Raw genomic sequence first — 16,167 nt, 5'->3', positions numbered from 1 at the left:
ATTATAGTAAAGCTGATATTTTGCCCAAGAGGGGTTCAAACACGTATAATAGCATATAAGAAACAAACTAGGCCCACGAGTTTCTCGAGGGCTTGATTTGCTTAGGAGGAGTCGTCAGTTGATCTACCAGAATTTGCGCCAATTCATTGAAGCGCTGCGTAAAGAAAATCATCTTAAAATTATAGAAGCGCCTGTCGATCCTTATTTGGAGCTGGCCGAGATCCATCGGAGAGTGATTGAGGAAGAAGGACCGGCACTACTGTTCACGAATGTAAAAGGAACTCCTTTTCCGGTAGCTAGTAATCTGTTTGGTACGAATCGTCGTGTAGACATGGCTTTTGGTCCTCGCCCGGAGCAATTGATGGATGCGATTGTTGGAGCGACCAAAACCTTGCTTCCACCTACCCCCAAAGCTTTATGGAATGAACGTGGCCTCATTAAGGACATGCTAAAAGTAGGACTGAAAACGGTATCCCATAGCGAGGCTCCTGTATTGGGAGTTCGGCGGACAGAGGCTCCGCTGGCTCCACTGCCTAGAGTCACGAGTTGGCATGAGGATGGAGGACCGTTCATTACGCTTCCGCTCGTATATACCGAAAAGCCGGGGCATTCCAAGGATCATAATCTCGGTATGTACCGTATTCAGATTTATGATGATCAGACGACAGGAATTCACTGGCAAATTCATAAAGGCGGCGGCTTTCATTATCATGAAGCCGAGCTGCGTAATGAGCCATTGCCTACAACGATAATCATCGGTGGACCGCCTGCTCTGATTGCATCTGCGATTGCTCCGGCACCGGAGAACCTGCCTGAGCTGTTGCTGGCCTCGCTTATCATGGGAGGCAAGCTGCCGATGACAGAAGACCCGCTTGGTGGTCACCGGATTCCGGCAGAGGCCGAATTTGCGATCAGTGGCTATGTACCGCCTCATGAACGCCGTCCGGAAGGACCGTTTGGCGATCATTTTGGCTACTACTCATTACAGCATGATTTCCCTGTATTTCATGTCAAGCATATGTATCACCGCAAGGATGCCATTTATCCGGCAACCATTGTAGGTAAACCACGTCAGGAGGATTACTATCTCGGCGAATTTTTACAGCGTCTGTTGTCGCCTGCCTATCCGCTTGTGATGCCCTCAGTCAAGTCCTTGTGGGCTTATGCGGAAACGGGCGTACATGCGCTGGCAGCGGCCGTTGTGCGTGAAAGCTACTCCCGTGAAGCGCTGGTATCCGGCTTTACCATTTTGGGCCAAGGCCAATTGTCATTAACCAAATTCCTGATGCTGACAGATCGGGTTATTGATTTGTCTGATTTTAACCTGCTGCTGGAAACGATTCTGGAGCGATTTAATCCAGCAAGGGATTTGTTCATTTTCAACCATACGTCCCACGATACACTTGATTATACGGGCCGCAAGCTGAATCACGGCAGTAAAGCGATTCTGATGGGCGTAGGCGAGCCGATACGTGAATTGCCTGGTACCTATGAGGGAGGAGACCTGCCGGGTATTCGTGAAATTAAGCCGTACTGCGGAGGCTGCCTTGTTGTATCAGGTGCGTCCTTTGAGCAAGAACCAGAATTGGCAGCGCGTGTATTGGAACGATTGGCGGAGGGTGAGCAAGAATGGCCACTCGTCTTTATCGTGGACGATGCCAAAGAAGTGGTTCGCTCCCAAGCCTCGTTCCTGTGGACGGTATTCACACGCTTTAACCCGGCTACGGATATGTACGCCGACAGCGAGGTGCGTTTGCATCACCTGAACTATAAGCTGCCGATTGTAGTGGATGCGCGTATGAAGCCAGGCTACCCTGATGAAGTGTTGCCACGTGAGGATATTGTTAAGCTTGTAGATCAACGGTGGACGAGTTATTTCGCTTGACGCCCTAATTCATTGAACAACCGGATTTTACATTCATAAGGAGGCGTGAGCATGATACGCAAGCTGCTGGGCGAGCCGCCACGTGTGAGCAAGGGCGTCCTGCTGGATGCCATGAATAGCATGTCAGACATGTTAAACCTGCTGGAGCGGCAAATTCAGGCCAGTGGTGATCCGACCCACGATTTTCGCAAAGCGGATATTTTGACACGCGGTCTGATGTCCTCTCTGGACGAGCTGGAGCAGAGCCATCATGCTGCCGCCTTTTTCCGTATGAAAGTGAAGGCCGGATACGCTGAAGATATGAGCGAGGATGAAAAATCCGATTATGCATTGTATGTTTTCTTTTACAAGGATGGGTTTGTGCGAGTATTCTCCATTCTGGATAAGCTCGGTAACTGGATGAATGATCTGTATGATTTAAAAACGGGGCAGTATAAGGCGCATTATTCGTATTTTACCGTGCTGCGGCAGCTCAAGTATCTCAAAATGCATCCTGTATTGACCGATAATTTGATTGATATTAAGGACACATACACCGATGCCATCAATCGCCTGCGTAAGCGGCGAAATACGGAGATACACTATATGAATACGGAAATGCAGGATGATCTCTGGCAACGGCATCGAGCTTTGTACGGCAAAATACAGCTGGAAGATCTGGATCATCATCTGGAGGATTTGCAGCAGGGCTTGGATATGGTGTGCCGGTCATTAACAAACGTTTTTTCTTATACAGCGAAACAATGGGAGAACCGGGCAGTGCGTCCATAATTATGTTAGAAAATATCCTTTGACAAAGCTATGTAAACTATCTATACTGAAATCTAGTTTCAGAAAAATGCTTGAATTATGGTTTTAATACAAACTTAACGGACAGCTAAGGCTGGAGTTTAACATATTTTTCTTATCCAGAGAGGTGGAGGGACTGGCCCGATGAAGCCCGGCAACCCGTTTTTTCCCGGTATAACACACCGGGAGGGAACATGATGGTGCTAATTCCTACAAAACCGCTAGAGTTATAGCGTTTTTGACAGATGAGAAAAGGTTCGCATAGCGGGGCCCTTTTCATTCTGTGAAAGGGGCTCTTTTTGTATAAATCGCTTAATTTGTGTACACAAATTGAGCGATTATACATCCTAGAGATGAAAGCTGATTAAAAGGGTAAGGAAGAGTAGAGGGGGTCGCAGCACGTTGATAGAGCTTAAGCAATTAACCAAGCATTATGGCAAAGGGAACCGGCGCGTTAGTGCGCTGTCCGGGTTGAACCTTTCTATAAAGCGTGGAGAAATATTTGGAGTTATTGGTCACTCCGGAGCAGGGAAAAGCACGCTGATTCGCTGTATTAATTTATTGGAACGGCCCACTTCAGGTGAAGTATGGGTGGATGATGTCAATCTCACCACTGTGAGTCAAGCCCAGTTACAGAAGCAGCGCCGAAAAATCGGAATGATTTTTCAGCATTTTAATTTATTATCATCGGCGACGGTATATGACAATATTGCATTTCCGTTGCGTCTGGTGAACGCGCCCAAGCAGCAGGTGGACAAGAAAGTTCGAGAATTGCTGGAACTCGTTGGGCTGGAGGAACACAGTGGAAAATACCCTTCACAGCTTTCAGGGGGACAGAAGCAGCGGGTAGGTATTGCGCGGGCGCTTGCCAGTGATCCTCATGTGCTGCTGTGTGACGAGGCTACCTCAGCGCTTGATCCGCAGACGACAGGGTCGATTCTGAAATTGCTATTGGATATTAACCAGCGCTTTAATTTAACTATCGTGCTGATTACGCATGAAATGCATGTCATTCAAAGCATATGTGATCGAGTCGGCGTGATTCATCAGGGCGACATTGTGGAGCAGGGGCCGGTGGCGGAAGTATTCTTGAAGCCACAGCATCAGGTTACCAAGGACTTTATCCAACGGGAGTCTGAGCATGCCGAGGAATTGCAAGCAGCAATTGCGGCCGCGGGTGGCGGCGAATCGGCACAGGTAGTACGAATTTCCTTCTTGGGCAGCAAAACGTACGATGCGATTCTTTCGCGTACGGCCCGTAAGACCGGCGTTGATTTTGCGATTTTGCAGGGAACCATCTCCACCATCAAAAACGTACCCTATGGACAGCTCATCGTTCGTTTTGAAGGAAATCAGGAGGATATTGAGCATACGCTGCGTGAAGTGTCCGGGCAAGGACTTGATGTGGAGGTGATCGGACAATGAGCGAACTCGATTTTTCGCAAGTGAGTTGGGAAGAACTGTGGAATTCTACGGTGGAGACCCTTCAGATGCTTGGGGCATCCGCCCTGTTCACCCTTATTATTGGCTTGCCGCTTGGTATACTATTGTTTCTGGCGAGCCGCTCTTCGTTGACTCTGATGAAGGTGGTATACATTGTACTATCATTTATCGTTAACATTCTGCGTTCTGTACCATTTATTATTTTGATCGTTGCACTTATTCCTTTTACACGATCGTTGGTAGGTACCTCGACCGGGGTGCTGGGTACCATTCCGCCATTGGTCATCGGGGCCGCCCCTTTCTTCGCACGCCTTGTCGAAACGTCGCTGCGTGAAGTGGACAAGGGTGTCATCGAGGCCGCGCAAGCGATGGGCGCTTCAACTGGGCAAATCATCCGCCGGGTGCTGTTGCGTGAGGCACTGCCGGGATTGCTCGCCGCATTAACTATTACCATCGTTACACTCGTATCCTATACGGCGATGTCCGGTATGATCGGGGGCGGTGGTCTGGGTACGCTGGCTATCAACTACGGTTATTACCGTTATGAAACGGCTGTAATGATCGTTGCCGTCGTGCTGATGGTCGTACTGGTACAACTGCTGCAAATGGCAGGGGATCGTCTGGTAAGGCATTATACTCGAAAATAGGGAAACCATATAGATATCCTTATTGATCAGGCATCTGAATCCTGAACATTACAAACTATTGGAGGGGTAATAACATGAAGAAATGGGTATTGGCCGTATTAAGCTTGACATTAATTGCGGTGCTGGCTGCTTGCGGCACGAAGAGCACGACATCTGATGCATCAAAAACAACTGGAAATACGGGCGGTGCACCACGCGAAGTTGAGCTGAAAGTAGGCGCTTCTCCTGTGCCGCATGCGGAAATTTTGGAATCGATCAAACCTCAGTTGGAAAAAGAGGGCATTCGTCTTCAAGTCGTTCAGTTTAACGATTACGTACAACCCAACGTACAATTGTTCGACAAGCAGCTGGATGCTAACTTCTATCAACATGTACCTTACCTGAATGTAATGAACAAAGAGCGTAAAATGAATCTGGTGTCTGTAGGTGCCGTTCATCTGGAGCCATTCGGTATCTACTCCCAAAAATATAAAAAACTTGATGAAATTCCAGATGGCGCAACCGTAGCTATTCCGAACGATGCAACCAATGAAGGTCGTGCATTGCTGCTGTTAGCCAAACAAGGTCTGATCAAGCTGAAAGACGAAAGCAATATCGAAGCTACAGTAAAAGATATTACTGAAAACCCGAAAAAATTGGATTTCAAAACTTTGGAAGCGGCAATGCTGCCACGTCAGTTGCCTGAAGTGGACATTGCACTGATCAACACGAACTATGCTCTGGAAGCAAATCTGAATCCAACCAAGGATGCATTGGCACTGGAAGACAAGGATTCTCCATATGCGAACGTTTTGGTTGCACGTCCTGATAATAAAGATTCCGAAGCGATTCAAAAGCTGATGAAGGCTTTGCAATCAGCGGAAGTTAAAAAATTCATTGAAGATAAATATCAAGGCGCGATTATCCCGGCATTTTAAGTAGGGAGTGTAAGCGCGTCGAACAACGCAAACCCCAGATCTCTTGAACAAGAGGACTGGGGTTTCTTTTTTCCTGGAGTTGTAGGCGAAGCCTAAATATTTTATACTTGGGGGTGACCGTTCTCTGTGAAGAGGAGGAAAACTGTTGAGAGACAAAGTCGCACTCATAACAGGCAGTGCCAAAGGTTTAGGCAAGATGACCGCTCTGCGTCTGGCTGATGAAGGCTGTAATATTGCACTGAATTATGTGCATAGCCAAGCTGAAGCCGATGAGCTAAAGCGGGTGATCCAGTCTAAAGGAGTACGCTGCCTTTCTTTACAAGGAGATATCTCCATTCAGGAGGATATCACGAGGCTGATCAGCGAGGTCGAGGATCGGCTGGGCGGTGTAGATATTATGGTGAACAATGCCGGACCGTTCATCCGGGAACGCCGTCTGTTTGCGGATTACAGTGTAGCCGAGATTCATGCCATGATACAGGGAAATCTGGTCGGTACCATGCTGCTGGATCATCTGGTATTGCCTCATATGCGTAGCCGGCAATGGGGACGTATTATTCATTTTGGCTTTGGTCATGCTGGAGAAGCGAGGGCTTGGCCGCATCGTGCTGCCTATGCAGCCGCCAAGGTGGGGCTGGTGTCTTTCACAAAGTCACTGGCTGTGGAGGAAGCTCCGTATGGCATTACGGTGAATATGATTTGTCCCGGAGATATCCGGGGAGCGAATAAAGAAATGTCTATCGCCGACGTCATCGGCATGCAGGATAAAGAGACACCACGTGGACGTCCGGGGAGTGGAGAGGACATTGCACGAGTGATCGCCTATTTGTGTCAGGAACACTCGGATTTTATAACAGGCAATATTATGGATGTGTCGGGAGGGCTGGACCCGATTCGGCCGACCATTTAAGAGTTGGATTCGGTAGATGCAGTACACAAAAAAGAGTCTTGAGCTTCGTTACCGAAGTCAAGACTCTCATGATCATTATGCAACAAGCATTAGAATACTTGTACCACTTCTTGGACGCCGTCGACTTCTTCGAGAAGAGCGCGCTCAATCCCTGCTTTCAGCGTGATTGTGGAACTTGGGCAACTACCGCAAGCGCCTACCAGCTTCAGCTTAACGATGCCGTCTTCAACGTCAACCAGCTCAACGTCACCGCCATCGCGTTGCAGGAACGGACGGAGCTTATCCAGTACATCTGCTACTTCGTCATACATTTGAACGCTTTGTGTTTCGCTCATTAGAATTCAACTCCTTTCCTATACCTTATTTATTATATTACAAAGCGGGCCAAATTAAAATGCCCGTAAGCCAAAGCAGGTGAAAAAATGTTAAGACCTATCATCGAATTTTGCACCAGTAATATGCATTTTGGCACCGATGAAATTATGTCCAGGCTGGAGCAAAATCCAGATTATGATGTAATCGAATACGGCTGTCTTAGCAATTGTGGTCAGTGTAATGCTGAACCCTATGCGATGGTCAACGGCGAGATTGTTTCCGCAGATTCAGCAGAGCTGCTGTATGAAGTGATTATAAACAAGATCAAGGAAGCCGAAGCATGGGATCAGCTTGATTTGGATTGAAATGCAAGAAGACCTGCTCCGAGAGCGGGTCTTCTTGTGATTATATAGACATTGGGTCAGCCAAAATGGCGTTTGGACTTCCAGAGCACACCGCTTTTAAGCAAGCGCGGTACTCGCCCACGCAATGAGGTGCTACCCATAAAGCCATAGCCGAACCCCGCCTTCTTGCCAAGTGCGCCTAATGTGCCGCGCAGCTTCAGAGGATGAGGGTGAGGCGTTTGGCCCTTCCACAGGTCGCGTACAATGTGTGCAATCTGCTCGCCCTGCACCTCTGCCGCCTGGGCGCTTGGCGAGTAGGGAAGACTGGCACAATCCCCAACCACGTACACCTCGGGATGATCCGGTATCTGATAATATTCGTTGAGCACGATGCGGCCCTGTGGGTCTTTAGGAACGGCCAAATCCTGCACCATTTTTACCGGTTGAATCCCGGCGGTCCATACAACTGCATCGGTTACAATCTGCTCGTCATGGTTGTAAATAGCTCCCGGTTCAATACGGGAAACCGCAACATGGTTGAGTGCATTTACTTGGTGCTCCTTGAACCACGCGTGTACGTAGGCAGACAAACGTTGCGGAAATGCCGACAGCACCCGCTCGCCCCGATCCATAATGGTAATATTTAAATCTGAACGGCTTTCACGTAATTCCGCAGCAATTTCAACACCGCTCAGACCGCCGCCTACAATATGAACATGTCCATAAGGCTTGATTTCATTCAAGCGCAGATACGTTTGACGGGTATGGTTAAATGACTGGATCGTGCAGCTATACTCTTCAGCCCCTGGTGTATTGTGAAAACGGTCCGTACAACCCAGCGCAATCACAAGCTGATCATAGAGCAAAGGCTCGCCATCCTGAAAATGGACGATTTTATTCTCCAAATCCATTGAGGTGACTTCCCCATATTTGCGAATCAGACGCTGCTCATCGGGAAAATGCACTCGCAAATCAAAATCAGATACCGTACCCGCCGCGAGAGCGTAGTATTCTGTTTTCAACCCCTGAAAGGGCATCCGGTCCACTAAAATAAGTTGAACATCGTCGGGAATGTGTTTGTCCAGCAATTCTTTGGCAATGGTAAGGCCGCCGTAGCCGCCCCCCAGAATAACGAAATTTTTCATCAAAATCCGCCGTCCTTTCGCTGCCGTGTCCCCGGCAAATGGTCTGGAGCCTCATCAGAAAAGCAAGTTCGTCTTCTCGCCGTATCAAGATTTGTTACGTAAAAGTTAATTAACGTCTTACTCCGGCGACATACGAATTCAACACTCCGATCAGACACGAGTTTATTATTGTTGTAAAACCCGGAGTCTGGTCCGCCTGTGGCAGGCAAACCAGAGTATTCCGAGACAGCTTGACGCTGCATGGTGTGAGTAATGGGGATGAAATGCTCGCGGGAAATTTGAATCCAAAAATACATGTAATTGAGAATTTGAGAATTTCTACTCGAAAACTTCAATTTCGTTATAGAAGGTATCCCGTTCAACCGGGATGCGTCCTGCACCTTTGACCAGCCAAATCAGCTCTTTACGGGTCAGACCGGCCGGAGTCAATGCACCAGCGGCATGGCTGATTTGCTCGCGCACAATCGTGCCATGGACGTCCGAGGCACCGAATGTAAGCGCGACCTGCGTCAATTGTGGACCAATATTAATGAAGTAGGCTTTGACATGATCGATATTGTCCAGCATCAGGCGACTGATCGCAATGGTTTTGAGATCCTCATAAGCGGAATTGCGGCGCATGATGTTGGCATTTTTGCTTTTCGGCTGCATAGATAGTGGAATGAATACCATGAATCCGTTCGTTTCGTCCTGCAATTCACGAATTTGCAGCATATGCTCAATACGATCCTGATACGATTCGACCGAACCGTACAGCATGGTCGTATGGGTTCTCATGCCGAGATTGTGAGCCGTGCGATGTACTTCCAGATAGCGGTCCACGTTGGCCTTGGAAACATGCATTTTCTTGCGATATTCGTCGGACAAAATTTCTGCGCCACCGCCTGTCAGCGTTTTAAGCCCAGCCTTTTGCAGTTCCTGAAGCACCTCTTTGATACTCAAGCCGCTAATACGTGTGAAAAAATCAATTTCTGCCGCAGTATAGGCTTTCAGTGTAACGTTAGGATATTTTTCATTTAGCGCCTTCAATGAGTCTACATAGTATTGGAAAGGCACATGATTATTATGACCGCCGACGATATGGAATTCTCTTACACCCGGATGAATATGTTGCTCTACATAATCAATCATTTCCTGCCCGGACAACGTATAAGAGCCGTCCTCCCCCTGATCCTTGCGGAAATTGCAGAACGCGCAGCGCGCTTCGCATACATTGGTGAAGTACAGGCTCATGTTTTCAATAAAATAAACCTTTTTTCCGTTTTTGCGTAAATTCGCTTCGTTAGCCAACTGACCCAGTGTGAGAATATCGTCAGTTTCATACAAATATATACCGTCTTCAAGGTTCAAACGAATCCCGTTCTGTACCTTTTCTACAATCTCCGCCATTCTGCGGTCTGTAAAGGGTGTAACTAATGTGGACATGCCCATTCCTCCTTCAAGTTGCTCTGTGCGAGGCTGTCCGCTTTGATCAGCGGCGTAAGCGCTTGATGCACACAGGATGTCCCGTTCCGTCGGTACGAACCCGGCAGCGCGGATATATGATATGTGAAAAATGTTACAATGCCAGGCTACAATGATGAATGTCTCAAAACATCGCCATTGAAATGACAAATTTCCGACAGTTTCTTTTACACACTCTTCACCTATTATAAACCTCACCACACAGGTGATCAATACAAATGAGTATAAAAACAGGTCTTTTATCCCGTAGGGGAAGGACATTCCATGACTTGAGCACCTGCAAATAGTGGAGTATACTGAAGGAGAATATGAAGTAAAAGAGGAGGATGGAGCCATGATTAACATCACCGATTCCGCTGCTGAACGCTTGAAGGAAATGCTGGAGCAGCAGGAAACGCCGAATATGTTTTTGCGTCTGGGTGTTACGCCAGGTGGATGTACCGGATTTTCGTACGCCATGGGCTTTGACGACAATGAGACAGATCAGGATATATATATGAACGTACAGGATATGAAAGTAGTAGTGGAAAAAGAAAGCATTCGCTACCTGGACGGGCTGGAAATCGACTTTGAAGAATCCGGGATGTCTGGTGGCTTCACGATTCATAACCCGAATGCCGTAGCTACATGCGGCTGTGGTTCAAGCTTTCGTACACGTGACGATGCAGGGAAGCCAAGCGAGGAGCCTTGTTAATTAGACTTTTTCATTGATGATCTGACCTCCATAGCGGTATAGTCAAGTACTATACTCGTTGTGGAGGTCTTTTTAGTGTGTGGATACCCACTTTATTTAAAATCATGATTACTCCGTATGGATTGAACAAATGTACTAAAAGCATTAAGAAGGGAGAATAGAATTGTAAAAATGAAAATGATTAAGGGCTTAATTTCCATCTCAAAATAAACACTGTATGAAATTAAAAATGCAAAAAACAGAACTGAGCTATTTATATTTTGTTTTGAGGAAAAAGCTTTCAGAAAGCGCATTTTATCACTCTCCATCCCGACTATGAGAATTCACATATAGAATAAGTAGCACATTAATACATAGAGGCCGACGTAACATGAACTTTATAAGGAAATATATACAAACGTATTTGATGTACGATTCCTTATACATAAATTACATTTTAGCATACGATCACTTAGCACTTATCGAACAAAAAGTTCACATTATTTTAATTTGAGTTTTACCTCACTAAAATGTTGGTATAGGAGCTACTTTTGAAATTGAGTGTGGAGGGAGTAATTTTATATACGGGCAATCCGGTTGAATTAAAGCGAGCCACCATGGTTTATGGACCTGATGATGATCCTCATATGTATGAATTATTTGAGGGAGTCCTGTATGGACGTAGCTATTTCTTTTATCTTGAAAAAGGATTTTGTGTCTGCGGCATGTACGCAAGGTAGAACAGGAGGATCATCCGCATCTATATGTGGATGGGGAAAGCGGGGGGGCTCCAACTGGCGAAGAATGTACAACGTGAGATTATGGAAGTCGTTACAGAGTTGATCGAGCGTTTACGCAGAAAGGATGGATTAACGTTTTTACTGGATGAACTGCTATGTTTTACACAATCGAAGTCACATTGAACTTGACCTTATTAAAACAAAGTGACACTTAACGACTAGTATTTCTTCTCGCTATTCCTACTCTATATTCCAGTTTTCCCATTTATGCTATAATGATTTGGACAAAATAACCGGTGGGAAGATGCGGCGAAGCTAGCCCGAGAGGGGGTGACGCCGTGTCATTTGATCTAATCGTGAAGATTCTTGACGTTGTGCTAAAGTTGGTCAGTATAACTACTGACCTAAAGACTTTGGTTCAGGCCTGGAAGCAATCACGTAAAGACAAGAAAACCAGCTAATGTTTGTCAAGGGGGTCCACCAACATTCTAACGAAAATATACGTCAAAGAGATGGCGTATTTTTCTATAAACTGAACGGTATGATCGTCTAATAGGCCGAGTATCAAATTCCATTTATTTTATTTGACTCCCACTTAAAAAAGCAGTGACCCGAAAGTCGAAAGACTAGGCTGTCACTGCTTCTATTGTGCTATCTCTTGGCTTGGAGATTGATCTATTTCTCTGCCCATTTCAAAACCAGTATATATAAGTAAACGAGTACAAATGCAATACCGTAAGAAATGAAAGTCCATAAATAGTTCCAGCCAGTGCTATAAGTAACCCAGCCCAGCCAAACAGCGCATAGTTCAGCTGTTCGTTGAAAATAAAGTATTAGACGCCCATGCCGCTAACGCAGCACCAACAGATGATGAAAATGGTAGGCATGCGATATAATTTACTTACGGCTGGCGAAGGCAGGTCGGCAGTCAATGGTGCTTCGAGCCCGAGTATTAGACTGACCCTAACGACCAGGTGCACCACAGATTGTTGCTCCGAATTTGGAAGCACGCAGGATAGAATAACCATATGTGGTTGTTGCACCAGCCCCTTCAATCTTGCTGCCGTAAGGAGAAGGCTACGAATGGACGTTGTTTACAGTCATGTGTGCGGACTTGACGTTCATAAAAAGAACATCGTTGCCTGCACCATCACGCCTGAAGGTAAAGAAATCCGTACGTTTGGCACGATGACCGACGATTTAATTTTGCTTGTAGATTGGCTCAAAGTCAAGGAATGCACTCATGTAGCGATGGAAAGCACTGGAGCATATTGGAAACCAATCTACAACCTGTTGGAGCTTGAGGAGATTGAGACTCTTGTTGTGAATGCCCAGCACATCAAGAATGTTCCGGGACGCAAGACTGACATCAAAGACGCGGAATGGATTGCTGGATTGCTCCGGCATGGTCTATTGAAGGGTAGCTTTATCCCAAATCGCGAGCAAAGAGAGCTGAGGGAATTGATTCGCTACCGCCGTAGTCTCATCGAAGAGCGAGCTCGGGAAGTCAGCCGCATTCAAAAGGTGCTGGAAGGAGCAAACATCAAGCTTTCCTCGGTTGCCAGCAATGTGCTTGGGAAATCAGGACGTGCAATGATTGAGGCGATGATTGCTGGCGAAACCAATCCTGAAGCTTTATCTGATCTTGCAAAACGAAAGTTGAAAAGCAAAAAAGCGGATTTGAAGCGAGCATTGAACGGCTTAATGGGCCCTCATCAGAAACTGATGCTGGGAGCTCAGCTCCGTCACGTCGATTATTTGGACGAAGAGATTGGCAGGTTGGATGAGGAAATTAAAAAGCGCATGCTCCCTTTTGATGAAGACTTGGAACTGCTTGACACCATCCCAGGTGTGGCACGAAGAACAGCAGAGACTATTCTAGCCGAAATTGGCTCTAATATGAATCAGTATCCTTCCGCCGCCCATTTATGTTCTTGGGCAGGGCTGTGTCCGGGTCAGAATGAAAGCGCCGGAAAACGATTGTCCGGCAAGACGCGAAAAGGAAATAAGAAACTCCGAAGTACGCTTGTAGAAGCTGCGAAGGCTGCGGCTAGAACAAAAGAAACGTATTTATCCAGCCAGTATCATCGGATTTCCGCGCGTCGGGGAGCTAACCGAGCGACGGTTGCAGTAGCACACAGTATATTATCTATGGTTTACTATATTCTTAAGCGGAAACAACCCTACATCGAGCTAGGTCCAACCTACTACGAGGAACGAAAACGGGATGTGATCATCAAGCATTCCATTAAGAAACTGGAGTCATTAGGTGTATCAATTACTGTGAATACGGCAGCTTCCTGATCGTTATGCAAACCATACATTACTAATGCCCCTGGCTATTTTTTGTTTGCCGGAGGGTCGCTTTCTTGTTGCCTTTTTTAGGTGTTCTACGGAGCGATATTTTCAGGATAGACAGGAGTGATTGATTTAACGCGGTCTTTGAAAAGAAGAATCGTCAACTTTTGAAATATAAGTTTTAGACTGCTCCATTAATGAGAACAACGGCGTTCTAGGACTTGTTAAATAAAGTCTTAGACTGCCGTTGCCATTAAACTAACGTTTCCCGTTAGCGCAACAATATCAGCCGTTTAGGCGTGATATTACATTTTCGATTAATCTTAAACCTACTTCTCCGCGCAATGTGGCGATCGATTCGGGATGAAATTGCACTGCGGCAATCGGCAATGTCGTATGCTCAATTCCCATAACAACCCCATCTTCTGAAATCGCATTGACCGTCAAAGAACTCGGTATTTGTTTTGCATATAAAGAATGGTATCGACCAACATCAAATTCTTGGGGTAATCCATCCCAAATTCGGCTCATCCCATTGGTCTTTACCAAAGAGGATTTACCGTGCTGAGGATAATCCAAAATATCCAAGCTCCCTCCAAAGTATTCAACTATCCCTTGCAGCCCCAAACACACTCCGAAAATAGGCGTTTGTTTCTCAAGACAAATCGCAATGGTCTCATTTAGTGCAAATCGTGATGGTCGACCAGGTCCAGGGGAAAGCACGACCAAATCAAATGTCTTTTCGTTTAAAATATCTCGGGCATAGGGGGCACGTAAGGTCATTACTTTCGCGCCTGTTTGTTTAATATAATTTGCTAGCGTATGAACAAAAGAATCTTCATGATCAACAAGCAAAATATTCTTGCCCCGTCCTACATTGGATCGAATCGGTTTCGATTTAACTTTTTTTGTAGCATTTGATTCGCGCACAGCTTGAACAAGGGCTGCCGCTTTCGTGAGCGTCTCCTGCTCCTCAGCCTCGGGCACTGAATCATAAAGTAGCGTTGCGCCAACGCGGATTTGCGCAACCCCTTCTTTAATTTTGATGGTCCGTAACGTCAGCCCTGTATTCAAATCTCCGTTGAAGGCAAAGTAGCCAACGGCTCCACCATACCAGCTCCTTGATGAACTTTCATGGTCTTCAATCCAACGAATAGCGGCGCGCTTGGGAGCACCCGTTATGGTAACCGCCCACATGTGGGTCATAAATGCATCCAAAGCATCAAATTCAGGACGCAGAATCCCTTCAACATGATCGACGGTATGAATGAGATGGGAGTACATCTCAATTTGCCTTCTCCCAATGACGTTAACTGAACCAGGTTCGCAAATACGCGATTTATCGTTTCGATCTACATCGGTACACATCGTCAACTCTGACTCATCTTTAGCGGAGTTCAACAATTCTCTTATCCGATCAGAATCTTCAATTGCGTTTGTCCCCCGTTTTATGGTACCTGAAATCGGACATGTTTCTACCCTTGTGCCTTCCACTCTAACGTACATTTCAGGGGAAGAGCCAACCAAAAATTCATCCCCCAAATTAATAATAAACCCGTAAGGGCTCGGATTGATGCCCTGCAATCGAGTAAATATGTTGGATGGTAGGCTTGAGCAAGTTTCAACGAGTGTTTGGGAGGGAACAACTTCAAATAAATCCCCTACTTTGAAAGATTTAATTGCCTCTCGCACCAAGTTTGCATAGCCGCCCTGGGTATAAGCTTCCGATGGCACTTGCCCATTTAACTTGGGCTGCCGGATTTGTCCACTTCTCTCCAGTCCATTAGTTTTCTCACCGTTGAAACTAAAATCGTAAGAAAGTTGATAGGCGGAATTCATATGATGATCTACGATAATGATTTCGTCAGGGAGATAAAGTATCACATCGGATTCGTCACAATCCCTTTTGTGCTTTAACTCCATCGCTTCAAATTGAAACACCAAATCATACCCGAAGGCTCCGTACAATCCTAGAAAGACGTCATCAGGGGAATAAAATTGATCCTTAATTGCACGGATTACAGAAAAAATGGAAGGCTGTTTCGTTCTTTCATCTTCGCTTATAAACCCTTGATTGATTCGTATGTTACCTGAAATCTTGTTTTCCAAATACGTAAGATTTTCAATGTCTCCGACTTGTTCCAATTTTTGGGAAATAGCATTTAATAATACGGTCCCTCTGCTATTCTCTGCAGTAACACAAAAACTGTTTCCTTGTGCTTTGAACTCTATTGGAGGTGATATAAAACCAATATCCCAACGCGAATACCGCCCCGGATATTCATACCCGCTGGAAAATAATGCGCCCTTTTTATAATCAATTTCCTTTAGAATGACTTGATGCGACGTTACGACATCCATGGACTTAATATCGCGGGTTACTTCGATGTTTCCTTTGGTAAGGTAGACTTTTTGAAGGGGACTAGAAATGAACGATGACAAAATACTCATGTGAAGTACCTCCTCTAGGTATAGAGGAGAACAGGAGCGACCATGGAGAGGATATTGATATGGAAATAAATAAGATACATTCTTTCGCATCTCTCAACTAGTCTCATCTATTCTCAGCTCAGCTAACCTGTTCTCATCTCAACTGT

General features: G+C 46.0%; 13 protein-coding genes, 1 pseudogene and 1 riboswitch. Of the genes and pseudogenes, 10 read left to right on the top strand and 4 right to left on the bottom strand.

Features of this window, described 5'->3' with window-relative positions:
* The first annotated feature begins 118 nt into the window (after positions 1-118).
* From GCU48_RS05610 to GCU48_RS05585, 6 genes are all read left to right on the top strand, one after another.
* Entirely contained in the window at positions 119-1,885 is a 1,767-nt protein-coding gene (locus tag GCU48_RS05610) for a UbiD family decarboxylase (RefSeq protein WP_152379358.1), read from the top strand.
* A gap of 51 nt (positions 1,886-1,936) precedes the next feature.
* Positions 1,937-2,656, top strand: coding sequence for a Cthe_2314 family HEPN domain-containing protein (locus GCU48_RS05605; protein WP_025720040.1), 720 nt, complete (start codon positions 1,937-1,939; stop codon positions 2,654-2,656).
* 130 nt (positions 2,657-2,786) lie between these two features.
* Positions 2,787-2,926: riboswitch (SAM riboswitch) on the top strand.
* Positions 2,927-3,076: 150 nt separating this feature from the next.
* Positions 3,077-4,099, top strand: coding sequence for a methionine ABC transporter ATP-binding protein (locus GCU48_RS05600; RefSeq protein WP_152379357.1), 1,023 nt, complete (start codon positions 3,077-3,079; stop codon positions 4,097-4,099).
* Complete coding sequence (locus GCU48_RS05595) at positions 4,096-4,764, top strand: methionine ABC transporter permease (RefSeq protein WP_152379356.1); 669 nt, start codon at positions 4,096-4,098, stop codon at positions 4,762-4,764. Before GCU48_RS05600 ends, GCU48_RS05595 begins: the two co-directional genes overlap by 4 nt.
* A gap of 74 nt (positions 4,765-4,838) precedes the next feature.
* Positions 4,839-5,681, top strand: a complete 843-nt coding sequence (locus GCU48_RS05590) for a MetQ/NlpA family ABC transporter substrate-binding protein (protein WP_152379355.1) — start codon at positions 4,839-4,841, stop codon at positions 5,679-5,681.
* A gap of 145 nt (positions 5,682-5,826) precedes the next feature.
* The gene (locus tag GCU48_RS05585) at positions 5,827-6,591 is read left to right on the top strand and encodes an SDR family oxidoreductase (protein WP_152379354.1); all 765 of its coding nucleotides are present in this window, start codon (positions 5,827-5,829) and stop codon (positions 6,589-6,591) included.
* 89 nt (positions 6,592-6,680) lie between these two features.
* On the opposite strand, the gene GCU48_RS05580 is transcribed toward GCU48_RS05585, so the two are convergent.
* Positions 6,681-6,926 (bottom strand): NifU family protein, encoded by a 246-nt coding sequence (locus GCU48_RS05580; protein ID WP_013311836.1) that lies wholly within the window; start codon positions 6,924-6,926, stop codon positions 6,681-6,683.
* An 87-nt stretch (positions 6,927-7,013) separates the two neighbouring features.
* Between GCU48_RS05580 and GCU48_RS05575 the strand changes: the two genes are divergently transcribed.
* Positions 7,014-7,271 carry a YuzB family protein gene (locus GCU48_RS05575; RefSeq protein WP_025720046.1) on the top strand — a complete coding sequence of 86 codons (258 nt, stop codon included), beginning with the start codon at positions 7,014-7,016 and terminating at the stop codon, positions 7,269-7,271.
* 56 nt (positions 7,272-7,327) lie between these two features.
* Here the strand turns inward: GCU48_RS05575 and GCU48_RS05570 are convergent, their stop codons facing one another.
* Both GCU48_RS05570 and mqnE read right to left on the bottom strand, forming a co-directional pair.
* Complete coding sequence (locus GCU48_RS05570) at positions 7,328-8,395, bottom strand: NAD(P)/FAD-dependent oxidoreductase (protein WP_025720048.1); 1,068 nt, start codon at positions 8,393-8,395, stop codon at positions 7,328-7,330.
* A 318-nt stretch (positions 8,396-8,713) separates the two neighbouring features.
* Positions 8,714-9,820, bottom strand: a complete 1,107-nt coding sequence (gene mqnE / locus GCU48_RS05565; protein WP_152379353.1) for an aminofutalosine synthase MqnE — start codon at positions 9,818-9,820, stop codon at positions 8,714-8,716.
* Between the two features lie 373 nt (positions 9,821-10,193).
* Here mqnE and GCU48_RS05560 point away from each other — a divergent pair, with 373 nt between their 5' ends.
* The 3 genes and pseudogenes from GCU48_RS05560 to GCU48_RS05550 all read left to right on the top strand — a co-directional run bounded on the left by GCU48_RS05560 (position 10,194) and on the right by GCU48_RS05550 (position 13,576).
* Positions 10,194-10,553 carry a HesB/IscA family protein gene (locus tag GCU48_RS05560; RefSeq protein ID WP_007431955.1) on the top strand — a complete coding sequence of 120 codons (360 nt, stop codon included), beginning with the start codon at positions 10,194-10,196 and terminating at the stop codon, positions 10,551-10,553.
* Between the two features lie 596 nt (positions 10,554-11,149).
* Positions 11,150-11,480: pseudogene (locus GCU48_RS05555) on the top strand (hypothetical protein).
* A gap of 875 nt (positions 11,481-12,355) precedes the next feature.
* Positions 12,356-13,576 (top strand): IS110 family RNA-guided transposase, encoded by a 1,221-nt coding sequence (locus GCU48_RS05550; RefSeq protein WP_152379352.1) that lies wholly within the window; start codon positions 12,356-12,358, stop codon positions 13,574-13,576.
* A 279-nt stretch (positions 13,577-13,855) separates the two neighbouring features.
* Here the strand turns inward: GCU48_RS05550 and GCU48_RS05545 are convergent, their stop codons facing one another.
* Complete coding sequence (locus GCU48_RS05545; RefSeq protein WP_152379351.1) at positions 13,856-16,021, bottom strand: anthranilate synthase component I; 2,166 nt, start codon at positions 16,019-16,021, stop codon at positions 13,856-13,858.
* Between the last annotated feature and the right edge of the window lie 146 nt (positions 16,022-16,167).

The sequence above is a fragment of the Paenibacillus brasilensis genome (genome assembly GCF_009363115.1).
GTDB lineage: Bacteria > Bacillota > Bacilli > Paenibacillales > Paenibacillaceae > Paenibacillus > Paenibacillus brasilensis.
Note: the sequence above shows the minus strand (reverse complement) of the source record. Positions and strands in the feature narration are given on the sequence as shown.